The sequence below is a fragment of the Fluviicola sp. genome (assembly GCF_039596395.1).
In the GTDB taxonomy this organism is placed as follows: Bacteria; Bacteroidota; Bacteroidia; order Flavobacteriales_D; family Crocinitomicaceae; genus Fluviicola.
Window position 1 is genome coordinate 172,959 of sequence record NZ_JBCNJT010000004.1, and the last position, 13,986, is coordinate 186,944.

The window sequence follows — 13,986 nt, forward strand, 5'->3', positions numbered from 1 at the left end:
TTATTTGAAGTTAATTATTTATTTCTTTTCTATTTTCCGCTTGATTTCATACCTGAATCCGGCGTAAACCACTGTTCCCATGACGGAAGCCCAAACGCGCGTAGCATCGAAAGTCGGGTCATACGGATTATCCGCACTGATGATCGGGTTCTTTTGCCTGAAGTTAAACAAGTTTTCCCCGCCCACATACAAATCCCAACGTTTGAAATGACGCGTAATTTGTGCCAATCCAACCGGAACGACTTTACTTTTCTCATTCGTTAAACGCGATCCGTCCGGCAAAGTCACATCCGGCAAACGCATCGGGCTATATACAGAAATCGTACCATCCACTTCCCATTTTTTGTTCCTGCTGGCAAAAGCCACATTGAACAATCCACGATGCTGCGGAATCATTACCTGCTGTCTCAAACTTCCGGCATAATCTGCTTTCACTTCCAGGAATTTGTAAGCCAAACGGAAAGTAATGGTTTTCCAGGGCATGAAGCTCAACTCGGTCTGAAAAGTACTGCTTCGGGAAACGTTTCGCTGGAACCCGAAGAAGATCGAATCCGTTGATTGTTCGCGATCAATGATCAATTGTTTCGTAAAACGTGCGTGGTAGAAATCGGCTGAAATACTCGCCGCACGGTTCCACCATCTCATGGTACGAATGACGGAAACTCCGGAATTCCAAACCTCTTCCTGTTCATTACTGCTGCTCACTACCCAGGTTTTGGATGTTGCCAGCAAGGAAGAATTGTCCATTACCACAGTCGGCAATCTCCAGGATTTCCCGGTTGTCAGGCGAATATCCGTAAACTCGTCAAGCGTATATTTTGCATGGACACGCGGTGAGAACTGGAATTTCTCTTTCTGGTCACTGAAAGCTGTTTGATAATCGGCCCGCATTCCCGCAACCAAAACCAGACGAGTTCCTGTATAGGTGTATTCAAAAAATGCTCCCGGTGTGATGACATTCCGGTTGAAGTTTACCGTATCGATGTGCTGCTGCAAATCCTGACTTACCGCTGAGAGTCCAGCCTTGTACTTGTGAGCCGTTGTCCCGATGATTCCGTCAAAAATCGCATTGATGTATCCGCGCAGTTCCCTTCCGCCGAAATCTCTCAGACCGTACAACCCGTCAGACTGGTGATACTTGAACTGGTAAACGATCCCGAAACTCTGGTAGCGTTTATTCGGGAATAAAAACCCGGTTTTAGCAAAGAACTCCGCGTGCTGGTTCGTGGTTTCTGCACGGTAGCGATTTGCCATTCCGTACAATTGGCCACCCAGTCGCTGATCGTAATAAGCATTCACACCGAAGCGTGTTTCAAACTTCTTCCCGGTATATTCCCAGCGGTTCATAAAAGATCCGGATTTGCTCAAAGGGGCATCCCGGAATCCGTCCTTATTCCCGTCCCATTCGCTTTGCAGCGTGGAAACATGGGCAAAAGTTCCGGTACTCCATTTGTCGTTGATAATCTGCCCTCCGTGCACATTCAATTCGGCTCTTCCCAAACTGGAACCATAGCCATTGACAAAGAAACGCTGCATCGTCGTCGGTTTGCGAAACTCTACGTTGATTAGCCCGGCCATGGATTCATAGCCGTTTACAACAGAACCGGTTCCTTTCGTGATCTGGATCGATTCCACCCAGGTTCCCGGAACGGAATTCAACCCGAAACTGCTTTCCAAACCGGTCAGGAACGGAATATTCTCCATTTGCAATTGCGTGTACACGCCGTCCAATCCCAGTAACTGGATTTTTTTCGCTCCGGAAACCGCATCCGTGAAATTCACGTCCACTGTTGCATTTGTTTCAAAGGACTCCGATAAATTACAGCAGGCTGCTTTTTTCAATTCTCCTTCCCCCAGGTTTTCGACTTGTAAAGGTTTCAAACGTGAAAAGGTTTTGGAATCCTGCTTGTATTCAACAACCACCTCATCGAGTTCGTCTACTTCAAAAAGAATGATTTCCAAACCGGAAAAGCGGTCATCTTTGGTAACAGTCACGGAATCCCGTTCGTAACCGGAAGCTGAGATGACCAAAACATCGGGTAGTTCTTTCGGTAAAACGAGCTCAAACCGCCCGTTATCTTCGCTATAGACATGCGTCTGAGCTTTTCTTAATTGTATTTTTGCTTGTTTAAGCGGGACTTTTCCCCCGTTCTTTATTCCAAAGACAATTCCCTGAAGCTGTGCCTGGGACTGTGAAAGGAAAAACAGGAAAAATCCGAATAAGATATATTTCATTGTTTTTAACGTTATGTGTTACTTCACTTTTTTTACAAAAAGGAAGGAATCACAGACGCCAAATACATAAGTGGGTTAAACGTTCGAGCGCACTTAACGTGGGCGGATCGGATCCGGAGAAGAACGTTTCATCCGTATTTTCCCAAAGAATTTCAAACGGTGAAAAGAAAGACAATACCGAAATTTCTTCCAGGGATTCTGCAAAGATCGGGTGCATGCTCTGGAAGAAGAAAAAGGAGAATTGCCAGTTTGAAACCTCATCAAGGCAGCAATTATCTGAAATCGTTTCCTGGTCCGAAACAGCAACCGGAGCTTTTGATTTCGAACAGCAAGAAGGTTCTTCCGCTTTCTGATGCTCTTCCTGGCATTCGTGGGAAGGAACAAAAACCGATTGCATCACGCGATTTTCGTGCAGGCAAGTATGCTGATAGAATGGAATACCAATGGTTCCCATCAGCACCACAACGACCATACTTAGCTGCAATACACGTTTCATAGTAATCAAAAGTACGAAAAAAGAAGTTCGCATAAATTCATAAAAAACAAGTAACTTGAAATGCCAACTGATTAAACTTCGTACCTTTGTTACCCGGAAAATCAAAATGAAGACAACACGAAACACAGCAGCCAGAAGCGCCATCCTGGAACTCATTAACGACTCAAGTGTGGCGTTGTCTCAGCCTGCTATTCAGCACAAGCTGAATGGTTTGTGTGACCGCGTTACGATTTACCGCGTACTGGACCGTTTACTGGACGACGGATTGATCCATAAAATTGTAAACGTAAACGGTGTGGTGAATTACGCCGCTTGTTCTTCCTGCAATCACAAACATGAGCACGATCACGAACACATTCATTTCAGTTGCAGGGTCTGCAGTGAATTAACGTGTCTGGACCAGGTGATTCCATCCTTTTCGCTTCCCGAAGGTTTCCAGGCTGAGGAGACTTTTTTCACGATCTCCGGAATTTGTAAGAACTGCCAAGATTCCCAAAAATGAGTATCAACCACGAAAAAGCAGAAAAAACTGCCTGGTTCAGCTTAGTCGGGAATTTTGTGATGGCCGCCGTGAAAGCGCTGGTCGGGTACTTTGGGAATTCTTATGCGTTAATCGCCGATGCGATCGAATCGACGGGAGATGTTTTTGCTTCTGCGCTGGTCATTGTCGGTTTTCGCTATGCCAAACGCCCACCCGATGAGAATCATCCTTACGGACATGGAAAAGTAGAACCGCTGATTACCTTCGTTGTGGTTGGATTCCTGGTCGCTTCGGCCACGTTGATCATCATAGAAAGCATTCACAACATTCAGACTCCTCATAAAGCTCCGGCTTCCTATACGCTTTGGTTCATCGGAGGAATTATCCTGACCAAAGAGCTTTTTTTCCGGTTCGTTTCCAAATCAAGCGAAGAAGTGGGAAGCACTTCCTTAAAGGCAGACGCCTGGCACCATCGCAGTGATGCGATTACTTCCGCCTGTGCTTTCGTGGGAATTGCCATTGCGGTTTACATGGGTGATTCCTGGGCACAAGCCGACGATTGGGCAGCATTGATTGCTTCCGCGATCATTTTATACAATGCCTACAAGATCTTTCGTCCGGCACTTGGGGAAATTATGGACGAGCACCTCTACGATGATTTCATCCTGGTAATCCGTCAAAAATCAAAGGACGTTGCCGGAATCATTGACACGGAAAAATGTTTGGTACGGAAATCGGGAATGCGTTATTGGGTGGATCTGCATATTCACGTAAACGGAAACCTCAGCGTGCACGAAGGACATACCATCGCTCACAACCTGAAAAAGCACCTGATGGATGAAATCCCGGAGATCGAGGATATCCTGGTGCATGTGGAACCGGCAGATTAATTGACAAATTATCAATGATTAATTATCAAGGAAGTCTTTCTATTCTTGATAATTGATCCCTTCATAATTGATAATTAGTAAAACTTTTCAATTCACAATTTGGCATTCGTAATTCGTAATTATAGTCGTATCTTTGCAGAAATAAAATTCACAAACATCATGACATCAGTTCCCGTTACAGTATACGTCGAAATGACTCCCAATCCAAACACGATGAAATTCGTTGCAAACAAGTATTTGCTTATCAACGGTGAGTCCGTTGAATTTCATTCAGGTGCAGAAGCGAAAGGCTATTCTCCGCTGGCAGAAGAATTATTCCATTTTCCATTCGTGAAAACGGTTTTCATTACTGCGAACTTTGTTACTATTGCTAAAAACGATACCATTTCCTGGGATTTCGTAACCATGGAGTTGCGCGAATTCGTCAAGAACTGGATCGTTGAAGGAAAAGATATTTTAATTCAGATGCCCGCTGCAAAACCAAAAGTTTCGTACGATGCAGATGCAAAACCGGCGAAGGAATATGCTCCTTCCGAATACGATGATGCTATCCGTTCTTTACTGGATGAATATGTTCGTCCGGCTGTAGAAGGTGACGGCGGCGCGATCGACTTTGTAGGATTTGAAGAAGGAACAGTAACCGTTGCGCTTCGCGGTGCATGCTCCGGTTGTCCTTCCAGTACTGCTACATTGAAAGGCGGAATCGAAAACTTATTGAAACAGCATTTACCGGATGTAAAAGAGGTGGTTGCTGAATCGTTGTAATCGGTTAGGGCGGAAAATTTTCCGCCCTAACATTTTTATATTTTATAATGTGGGCACGCGATTAATCGCGTGCCCACTGTTTTTTATACCCTTTTTATTTTTTTTCAGGATCATTTATGGAATTTCTATTTGCCTCACATCTCTATAGAAATCAATTAAAAAATCAGATCATGAAAACAATCACATTTATCGCAGCTTTATTTCTGACAGGAGTAACTTTCGCACAAAATACATTCGGCGACATCATCGGAACATTTACCACACCGGATAAAAAAGAAGGAATTTTCGGGGCTTATGCCGTGACCACCCGAGGAGATCAAGTCTTCAAAGCAGTAACAGACGAAGACGGCCGTTTCAGAATCTCTGCAGTTCCGGCAGGAGTTTACCAGGTCTATTTTATTTATGACGGTGATACTACTTTCTCAAAGAGCACAGTAGAAGTAGCTCCGGATGGATTCGGAAATACCGGAATTGTAGCTCAAGCTTCTACAAAAGAATTGGATGTTGTAGACGTAACTGCTCCAATCCTTAGACTGACTACCGGTGTCGCACCCGAAATCAAACTGACCAAAAAAGACATCCAGCACATGCCGATCAAATTCGATGCGAAGAAAATGGTTGCTTCCATGACTTCCGATGTGAAATTGACGGATGACGGACAACTGATCTTCCGCGGAGCACGCAAAGGCGATGTGATCAACTACATCGACGGGGTAAAAATGACGGATGTTCAAAACGTGCCTAGTGCATCTTTGGGATACATCATGGTTTATTCCGGAGCGATTCCTGCCAAATACGGTGATACTACCGGCGGAGTGGTGGTAATGGAAACTTTGAGCTACTTCGATCTATTACGCGAATACAATAACAGACCCTAAAACCATCCTTTACAAAAATGGGGTTGTCAATGACAATCCCTTTTTTGTAACCACAGTAGAGCATAGAAAACATAGCAAACCTTAGACAGTAACTATAAGCAATTGACTACAATATGTAACAGAATCAATGATCTGTAGAGGAATAAAACTATGTGCCCTATGTTCCTATGTGGTTTTTACACTATTTCGGGAAAAACTCCGGGCTGGATTCTTCCATCGGAGACATGTATTTTTTCAGGTTCTGTTCGTCGTGCTGGTTCAGGATCATCAGCATATTATCCGACTCCACAATGATGTATCCTTCCAATCCCTGGATCAAAGCCAGTTTGTTGCTTGGAAGGTTCACAATGCAATTCTCGGAATTGATCATGTGCACGTGATCGCCGATCACCGCATTGCCGTTATAATCCTTTTCCAAATGACTGTAAAGGCTTCCCCAGGTCCCTAAATCCGACCAATCGAAATTTGCCAGTACCACATCCACGTTTTTTGCGTTTTCCATCACTGCAAAATCGATGGAAATATCTTCACAAGCAGCAAAAGAAGCATTCACATAAGCCTGTTCTTCCGGTGTATTGTATTTTTCGGATTGATCCGTAAACAAATGGAACAATTCAGGCTTGAACTTCTCCATAGCGTTCAAAATAGTTTTCGCACGCCAGATGAAAATCCCGGAATTCCAGTAATAATTCCCGCTTCTGAGGAAAATTTCCGCCAATTCACGGTTTGGTTTTTCGGTAAAATGCTTCACATCCTTCACTTGTCCGGGAAGAATATCCCCGTCCTCGATGAATTCAATGTACCCGTAACCGGTATCAGGTCTTGTAGGCTTGATTCCCAAAGTCACCAAACGGTCTTCTTTATTAGCCGTTGCAATCGCCGTATTGACGATTTCCGTAAAGCGGTCTTCCTTCAAAATCAAATGATCGGAAGGAGCTACCACCAAAGTGGCGTTTGGATTGATAGCGTGAATCTTTGCAGCGGCATACGTAATACACGGCGCCGTATTCTTTCTTTCCGGTTCAGTCAGGATTTGTCCGTCACTCAACTCGGGAAGCTGTTCTTTCACCAGAGAAAAATAATTTGCGTTCGTTACGATGTAAATATTCTCAGCCGGGGCAATGTGCAACAGACGTTCAAAGGTCATTCGCAACAAGGATTTCCCGATTCCAAGCACATCCAAAAATTGCTTGGGGCGTTGAACGGTTGACATAGGCCAGAACCGGCTTCCGATTCCACCGGCCATAATCACGCAGTAATTATCTTTCATGTATGTTTTCTAAAAGTTGAACAGTCGCAAGCGAATGAATCAAGAACTGGCGTTTTGACGGCACTTCAGTACACAAAAAACGGGTGCGTCTCAATTCCCCTTTCACAAAGGTTTTTCCCTGCAAAACAAAAGTAGCATTTTTTGGAATTTCCTCAAGAATAATCTCCCCGCCTTCCCGCTTGTCGTATTGGCGCAAAACGCGCGATAATTGGGTATCCGTGCAGGAAGAAGCTTTCATGTTCGTGAGGCTGGTCATCAAAGCGATCTCGATATCTTTCGGCAGCAACCCGGTTTGGATGGCAGGCCACAATAATTTCCGGAATTCGGATTTCCATTCCTCTCCATGAGGCTTGATGCGAAAACCAAATTGAATGAACGTCCGCAAATGAGCAAATTCATGCAGGGTCGTAATCAGGAAATTATAGGGATTCAGGTTCCCGTTCACTGAAATCCGGTGAAATGTCTCTCCGGGCATCGGCGCACGGTAATCTCCCAATTTGGTAGCCCGCGGATTCGTAATCGCAAAGCGCACGGGATGGCTCAGCAATAAATCTGCCACCATTTCCTCGAAACCACCTGGCAGATAAGGCTTCAGCTGCTTGATGTATTTTTCCTTTTTTGTTGGTTTTGCTTCCACAATTGCAAAGATAAACCGGTTTTCGACGCAAAATCAGGAGGAACCCAACAAGTTATGAATCCATAGCGGTGAATATCTGATAATTCAAAATGATGAATGCAAAATTCAAAAACCATCCCCAATTTTAAATTTTGAATTTTGCATTTTGAATTCCTCGTTCATATTTTTTTAACTTTATACTCGAAATGGGAATTATACAAAATATCGGCAAGTACTTCATGATGATGTGGATCGTGTTTTCGAAGCCAGAAAAATGGAGAATATTCCGCAGACGCTTTTTTGAAGAAATGGAACAGATCGGGATCAAGTCTCTTCCGATCGTTGCATTGATGTCTGCCTTTATGGGTGCTGTAATTTCATTGCAGACTGCTTCGAATATGGACAATCCGCTCCTTCCGGCTTATACCGTCGGATACATCACCCGTTCTTCCACTATTCTGGAATTTTCCCCAACAATTATCTCGCTGATCCTTGCCGGAAAAGTAGGTTCGAATATCGCTTCGGAAGTAGGAACCATGCGTGTTACCGAACAAATCGATGCTTTGGAAATCATGGGAGTAAACTCGTTGAGTTACCTCGTGCTTCCGAAAGTGACTTCCGCTATGGTTTTCTTCCCGATCCTGATCATTTTCTCTATCGGATTAAGCCTCATCGGAGGATGGATGTCTTTAAAACTTTCCGGATTATCTTCCACAGAAACATATGTTTACGGGATTCGATTCTTCTACAGAGACAGTGATATTGTTTACGCTTTGACCAAAACCGTGGTCTTTGCATTCCTGATTACTTCCATTGCTTCCTTCAAAGGATATTACACGAAAGGTGGAGCTTTGGACGTTGGTAAATCGTCAACAGAAGCGGTAGTAAGCGCGAGTGTGGCTATCCTGATCGCGAATTTCTTCTTAACTCAAATGTTCTTGTTGTAATGATAGAAGTAATTCACGTGAATAAGACTTTCGGGGAAAACCAGGTACTGAAAGATGTCAGTGCTACCTTCGAAAAAGGAAAGGTAAACCTCATCATCGGTCAATCCGGACAAGGAAAATCCGTGCTTGCCAAATGTATTGTTGGTCTTCATGAAGTTGATTCCGGGCAGATTTTGTATGACGGACGTGACTTCACCCAAATGGACCGTTTACAGCGAAAGGAAATCCGGCAGGAAATCGGGATGCTTTTCCAGGGATCCGCTCTTTTTGATTCCATGACCGTAGAGCAAAACATCATGTTCCCATTGACCATGTTCACCAAAATGACCCGCAAGGAAATGCAGGACCGCGTGGATTTTTGTCTGGAGCGTGTGAATCTTGCCGGAAGAAATAAATTATATCCTGCAGAATGTTCCGGTGGAATGCAGAAACGGATCGCCATTGCGCGGGCTATTTCCATGAACCCGAAATACCTGTTCTGTGATGAACCGAATTCCGGATTGGACCCGCAAACGTCTATCCTGATTGACAACCTCATCCGCGAGATCACTTATGAATACGAAATCACGACCATTGTTATTACACACGATATGAACTCCGTAATTGAGATCGGTGACAGCGTGGTATTCATCAATAAAGGTCAGAATTGGTGGCAGGGAGATCGCAAATCGATCATCACAACCGATAATCAGGAGATCAATGACTTCGTGTTTGCTTCAGACTTTATGAAGGAGATCAAGGAGAAAATGAAATCAGAGTAATTATCAATGATGAATGACTTAATTATCAAGTCCATTCCTGATAATTAATAATTAGGATATTGATAATTTCAATAATAGATTTTCAAGATCATCGGTTTTGTCTGCCCGTCAATAATCGGGATCAACTCTTCAAAATAATTCTCCGACAACATCGCACATCCCAGACTGTTGCAAATCGGGTAATACTGCTCCTCATCCGGAACACAGCTATAGCGGTGAAGTACAATTGCGCGCGCCATCGCTTTGTCGTTTGATTTTTCCAGACCTGCCAGCTTATAGGATTTCCCGAAATTTCCCTGGTAAGCACCACCGATTTTATACAACCCCAATGAAGTCATGTAGGAATTGGGAACATTGCTGAACTGCAAAGAATCCGTACCCGCAATCTCTGACCCCGAACCATGTGCACACAATCCTTTGGAAATAATCTGATTCGTTTTCAGGTCTACCACAAACAAGCGGAAATACTTCGAGGGAATTTTCATATCGATCAGAATAGCCCGCTGATTGGAGTAAATTCCGCCTTTGCTTTTGATATAAGTTTTAACGGCTTCTAGTTGCTGTGGCAATACTTTCAGTAAACGGGTCGAGTCATAATCCGGCTTTGCAGCAATTTCCGGCGATTCCTGTTTCCCCAATCCGGGTATCTGCGCCTGGTTAAACGTGCAGGCACAACCAATGAAAATAAAGGCGATCCAATAATACAATTTGGTCATTTTCGGTTTTTTTATTCTAACGCTAAAAGTCAATTTCAGGTACAAAATAACGACTAATTGCGAATTTTTACTGTTTGTTTACTGCTTACAATTCAAATAACTATTCGTTCATCATTGAGTTTACTCTCTCATTTTTTCTTCCTATATTTATTCAAACTACAATTGTATGAAGAGAGGAACCATTGCAATTATCGTGGGAATTATTGTCGGAGGACTTTTTGTGGCTCTTGGCGAAAGCATGTCGGGGTATCTTTTCCCGCTGGAAAAACCGATTCCAACCGATCCGGCTCTTCTGAGTGAATATATTGAAAACGATATTCCTTTCGGTTCGAAACTCGTAGTGGTCATGAACTGGATTGTCGCCGCTTTCGTTGCAGCGATTGTCAGCACATTTATATCGGGAAGAACATCTCCGAAACCGATGCTGGCTTCCGTTGGAGTATTGAATATTCTGACACTGATGAATGTGCTTATTATTTACCATCCGAAATGGATGTGGATTACAAGTTTATTTACGTTCGTTCCGGTGGGTTACATCGCTTATTTCTTAATTCGTAAAAAGAAGACCGATGAAAGCGCGTGACGAACGAATTGATCAATACATTGCAAAATCAGCTGACTTTGCGCAACCCATCCTGCACAAATTAAGAGAAATCGTTCACGTTTTTTGTCCGGAAGCGGAAGAAGCGATGAAATGGAGCATGCCGTTTTTTACCTACCGCGGAAAAATCCTTTGCAACATGGCATCTTTTAAGAACCATTGTTCGTTCGGGTTCTGGCTTCATTCCGAAATGAGTGATCCGCACGGATTATTCAAACGCACACAGGAAGGCGGAATGGGAAGTCTGGGAAAAATCACTTCCCTGGATGATCTGCCGAAAACCGATCACCTGGGAGCTTACATCCTGGAAGCAATGGCTTTGATCGAACAAGGAACCATTCCCCGCGAACTGAACCCGAAATTCAAAAAACCGGCAGCAGAAGTTCCTGCTGAATTAGCTGAGTTGCTTGCTTCCAATCCCCAGGCAAAAGCAGCATTCGAATCCTTCCCTCCTTCCCACCAGCGGGAATACATCAACTGGATCACAGAAGCCAAAAGGGAAGAAACCAAACAGCGCAGATTGCAGCAAACTATTGAAAACTTACTGGAAGGAAAGTCAAAAGACTGGAAATACATGCGTTAACCGATTTTCGTCCACCATTGACCGATTTTGACTCTTCAACTCCTGATTAGTCTTATACCTTTGCCTTATAAATCTTTCAGATTATGGAAACAGATAACATCCGCACGGAAATTGAACACGAAATCTTAAAAGCACAAAAAGGACATCGTCGCGGAAAAATTGCAGGAGGATTGGGTATCGTTTTTTTCGGGGTAGTTTACCTCTTAAAACAACTGGGATACCACATTCCTGATTATTTACTCAGCTGGCAAATGATTCTCATTGTCATCGGGATCGTTGTATTGATCAAACACAAATTCAGCAAATTTCACGGTTACCTGATGATTATCGTGGGTAAACTCTTCCTTTGGGCAGAATGGTACCCGAACCTCATCAATGTGAAGATCATTATCCCGGTTGCGATCATTTTGGTAGGACTGGCAATTGTTTTCCTGTCAAACAAAAAATTCGGAAAGCACCGCCGCAGAAAGCACCGTTTTTCGCGGGAGAACTGGAAAGAAATCCACGAAGCACAGCAACGCGGCTTCAGCTATTACAAGTACAACGAAGACGATTTCATTGACAGTGTCAGCTTCTTCGGAGGAATTACCAAAACAATCGTCAGTAAAACCTTTAAAGGTGCCGACATTGTTTCCTTCTTCGGAGGAACGGACATCAATCTTTCCCAGGCGGATTTCCAGGGCAGAATTGTGATCGATGTGACGAACATCTTCGGAGGAACGACCCTGACAATTCCGAACAACTGGGAAGTCATTTCGGAAGTAGCCAGCATTTTCGGGGCATTTGAAGACAAACGTCCGCAATACCAGCGCGAAGCCGGTGAAGAAAGCAAAGTTATTATCCTGAGAGGAACCTGCATGTTCGGAGGAATTGAAGTAAACAGTTTCAACAAGTAAGCGGATGTTTTTAAAGACAAGTACCAAAGTGCAATTGCTTTTCATCGTTTGGACGGTGATTGCAAGCCTTGTCTTTTTTTGTGTCCTTTTAGTCAATCATTATCCGTTTGACATTGTTTGGAAAGACACGCTTTTTTCCGGGTTGCTGATCTCCGTTATTTCCCAGATCATTTATTTCATCCAGACATATTATCACGCGAAAAGGCCAGTCAACTTTTCAAACTTCGGGTTGGTATTGGTTTTAACAGCAGCTTACCAACTTTTAATAAACAGCGCATTCAGACTGGTCCTGGGTGATGAACGCTGGCGGGAATACATCCTTCCATTCGAAGGGGCGCGGGCATTCATTGTTTTCTTTATCCTGATTTCAGTGAGCTTGTACTGGTGGATCAATAAGAATCAGCAAATCCAATCGCAGGTGCACCAACAACTAATCGAACAGGAACGTGCATTGACGAAAGCCGAGCTGGACAATATTCACCAGCAATTGCAGCCGCATTTCCTGTTCAACAGTTTGAACTCCATCGGCGCATTGACGGAAATCAATCCGAAAGAAGCAAACCGCATGATCCTGTTATTGAGCGACTTTTTGCGCGGAACTTTGCGCAAGGACATTCAAACACTAATCCCGATTGCTGAAGAAATCGACCAGGTGAAACGTTACCTGGAAATTGAAAAAATCCGCTTCGGACATCGTTTGAAAACAGAATTCGATATTGACGAAGGTTGCCTGAAAACTCCGGTTCCGCCGCTTTTGCTGCAACCGGTAATCGAAAACGCCATCAAGTTCGGTTTGTATGGATCCACGGATGATGTAACCATTTATGTAGGCGTGAAACACCAGGAAAACGGATTGCTGATCGAAGTCAGAAACCCATACGATTCCGATTTTACGCAATATAAAACCGGGAAAGGATTCGGGCTCACCAGTATCAAACGCAGACTGATGCTGCTCTTTAATCAATACGACCTGCTCACCACCGAAAAGCAAGATAAACTATTCATTACTAAAATTTTGATTCCAAAATGATCAAGGCATTCATAGTAGACGACGAACCGCTTGCAAGAGAAGTGGTCAAAAAGCATTTGCAAAAGCATGCAGACATCACGCTTGTAGGTGAGGCAAACGATGGATTCGAAGCATTGAAGCTCATTCCTGAAGTAAAACCGGATTTATTGTTCCTGGATATCCAAATGCCAAAAATCAATGGATTTGAGTTATTGGAGCTATTATCGGAAACTCCTTCCGTGATTTTCACTACGGCATTCGATGAATTCGCCCTGAAAGCTTTCGAAGTCAATGCGCTGGATTACCTGCTGAAACCTTTTTCGGAAGAACGTTTTGATACTGCTGTGAGCAAAAAGCGGCATTCGGAATTGCAGCCGGAAGTAAAACGAGACATTCCGCTTCAGATCATTCATGAGCAAAACCGCATTGTGGTAAAAGACGGCACAGAAATCAAGATCATCCCTATCAATGAAGTCGATTACATTGAAGCCTATGATGATTATGTAAAGATCTACCAGGGGAAAAAATACATTTTGAAAAAACAAACGATGAACCATTTCGAGCAAGTACTTCCAAAAGACCAGTTCATCCGGATCCATCGCTCTTATATTTTAAATGTGAACCAGCTGACCAAGATTGAATCCTACGAAAAAAACAGTTACGTAGCAATCTTGAAAAGCGGCACAAGCATTCCTATTTCACGCTCTTCCTACAGCGATTTGAAATCCCGTTTGGGTTTATAAAACAACAACTGTATTTTGTTTTTATGATGTAGGGCCGTAAAATTTTACGGCCCTACGTTTAATTGATTCGAACGCGCTTACATCTGTTTGATTAAAAAA

The 13,986-nt window shown here is 43.5% G+C and carries 16 protein-coding genes; 11 read left to right on the top strand and 5 right to left on the bottom strand.

Going from position 1 to position 13,986, the window contains the following annotated elements:
• Window positions 1-18: 18 nt before the first annotated feature.
• Together ABDW02_RS18330 and ABDW02_RS18335 are read right to left on the bottom strand one after the other, a co-directional pair.
• Complete coding sequence (locus tag ABDW02_RS18330) at window positions 19-2,235, bottom strand: TonB-dependent receptor (protein WP_343637177.1); 2,217 nt, start codon at window positions 2,233-2,235, stop codon at window positions 19-21.
• Window positions 2,236-2,284: 49 nt separating this feature from the next.
• A complete protein-coding gene (locus tag ABDW02_RS18335) occupies window positions 2,285-2,731 on the bottom strand; it encodes a hypothetical protein (RefSeq protein WP_343637179.1) in 447 nt (148 codons plus the stop codon).
• A gap of 106 nt (window positions 2,732-2,837) precedes the next feature.
• Between ABDW02_RS18335 and ABDW02_RS18340 the strand changes: the two genes are divergently transcribed.
• From ABDW02_RS18340 to ABDW02_RS18355, 4 genes are all read left to right on the top strand, one after another.
• Entirely contained in the window at window positions 2,838-3,233 is a 396-nt protein-coding gene (locus ABDW02_RS18340) for a Fur family transcriptional regulator (RefSeq protein ID WP_343637181.1), read from the top strand.
• The gene (locus ABDW02_RS18345; protein ID WP_343637183.1) at window positions 3,230-4,102 is read left to right on the top strand and encodes a cation diffusion facilitator family transporter; all 873 of its coding nucleotides are present in this window, start codon (window positions 3,230-3,232) and stop codon (window positions 4,100-4,102) included. Before ABDW02_RS18340 ends, ABDW02_RS18345 begins: the two co-directional genes overlap by 4 nt.
• A 159-nt stretch (window positions 4,103-4,261) precedes the next feature.
• Window positions 4,262-4,867, top strand: a complete 606-nt coding sequence (locus tag ABDW02_RS18350) for a NifU family protein (RefSeq protein ID WP_343637185.1) — start codon at window positions 4,262-4,264, stop codon at window positions 4,865-4,867.
• 170 nt (window positions 4,868-5,037) lie between these two features.
• On the top strand, window positions 5,038-5,745 hold the full coding sequence (locus ABDW02_RS18355; RefSeq protein WP_343637187.1) for a carboxypeptidase-like regulatory domain-containing protein: 708 nt from the start codon (window positions 5,038-5,040) through the stop codon (window positions 5,743-5,745).
• A 181-nt stretch (window positions 5,746-5,926) separates the two neighbouring features.
• On the opposite strand, the gene ABDW02_RS18360 is transcribed toward ABDW02_RS18355, so the two are convergent.
• Both ABDW02_RS18360 and ABDW02_RS18365 read right to left on the bottom strand, forming a co-directional pair.
• Complete coding sequence (locus tag ABDW02_RS18360) at window positions 5,927-7,015, bottom strand: mannose-1-phosphate guanylyltransferase (RefSeq protein ID WP_343637189.1); 1,089 nt, start codon at window positions 7,013-7,015, stop codon at window positions 5,927-5,929.
• Window positions 7,005-7,652: a sprT domain-containing protein gene (locus ABDW02_RS18365; RefSeq protein ID WP_343637191.1), complete on the bottom strand. Its 648-nt coding sequence runs from the start codon at window positions 7,650-7,652 to the stop codon at window positions 7,005-7,007. The genes ABDW02_RS18360 and ABDW02_RS18365 overlap by 11 nt, the downstream gene beginning before the upstream one ends.
• A 185-nt stretch (window positions 7,653-7,837) precedes the next feature.
• On the opposite strand from ABDW02_RS18365, the gene ABDW02_RS18370 reads away from it, so the two are divergent.
• Window positions 7,838-8,578, top strand: a complete 741-nt coding sequence (locus ABDW02_RS18370) for an ABC transporter permease (RefSeq protein WP_343637193.1) — start codon at window positions 7,838-7,840, stop codon at window positions 8,576-8,578.
• Window positions 8,578-9,339, top strand: a complete 762-nt coding sequence (locus tag ABDW02_RS18375) for an ATP-binding cassette domain-containing protein (RefSeq protein ID WP_343637194.1) — start codon at window positions 8,578-8,580, stop codon at window positions 9,337-9,339. The genes ABDW02_RS18370 and ABDW02_RS18375 overlap by 1 nt, the downstream gene beginning before the upstream one ends.
• A gap of 68 nt (window positions 9,340-9,407) precedes the next feature.
• Here the strand turns inward: ABDW02_RS18375 and ABDW02_RS18380 are convergent, their stop codons facing one another.
• Window positions 9,408-10,055, bottom strand: a complete 648-nt coding sequence (locus ABDW02_RS18380; RefSeq protein WP_343637196.1) for a murein L,D-transpeptidase catalytic domain family protein — start codon at window positions 10,053-10,055, stop codon at window positions 9,408-9,410.
• A gap of 166 nt (window positions 10,056-10,221) precedes the next feature.
• Here ABDW02_RS18380 and ABDW02_RS18385 point away from each other — a divergent pair, with 166 nt between their 5' ends.
• The 5 genes from ABDW02_RS18385 (at window position 10,222) to ABDW02_RS18405 (ending at window position 13,887) form a co-directional block, all read left to right on the top strand.
• Window positions 10,222-10,638, top strand: coding sequence for a hypothetical protein (locus ABDW02_RS18385; RefSeq protein ID WP_343637198.1), 417 nt, complete (start codon window positions 10,222-10,224; stop codon window positions 10,636-10,638).
• Window positions 10,625-11,239: a YdeI/OmpD-associated family protein gene (locus tag ABDW02_RS18390; protein ID WP_343637200.1), complete on the top strand. Its 615-nt coding sequence runs from the start codon at window positions 10,625-10,627 to the stop codon at window positions 11,237-11,239. Before ABDW02_RS18385 ends, ABDW02_RS18390 begins: the two co-directional genes overlap by 14 nt.
• A gap of 83 nt (window positions 11,240-11,322) precedes the next feature.
• Window positions 11,323-12,135, top strand: a complete 813-nt coding sequence (locus ABDW02_RS18395; protein WP_343637202.1) for a LiaF domain-containing protein — start codon at window positions 11,323-11,325, stop codon at window positions 12,133-12,135.
• 4 nt (window positions 12,136-12,139) lie between these two features.
• Window positions 12,140-13,165 (top strand): histidine kinase, encoded by a 1,026-nt coding sequence (locus tag ABDW02_RS18400; protein ID WP_343637204.1) that lies wholly within the window; start codon window positions 12,140-12,142, stop codon window positions 13,163-13,165.
• Window positions 13,162-13,887 carry a LytTR family DNA-binding domain-containing protein gene (locus ABDW02_RS18405; protein ID WP_343637206.1) on the top strand — a complete coding sequence of 242 codons (726 nt, stop codon included), beginning with the start codon at window positions 13,162-13,164 and terminating at the stop codon, window positions 13,885-13,887. Before ABDW02_RS18400 ends, ABDW02_RS18405 begins: the two co-directional genes overlap by 4 nt.
• The last annotated feature ends 99 nt before the right edge of the window (window positions 13,888-13,986 follow it).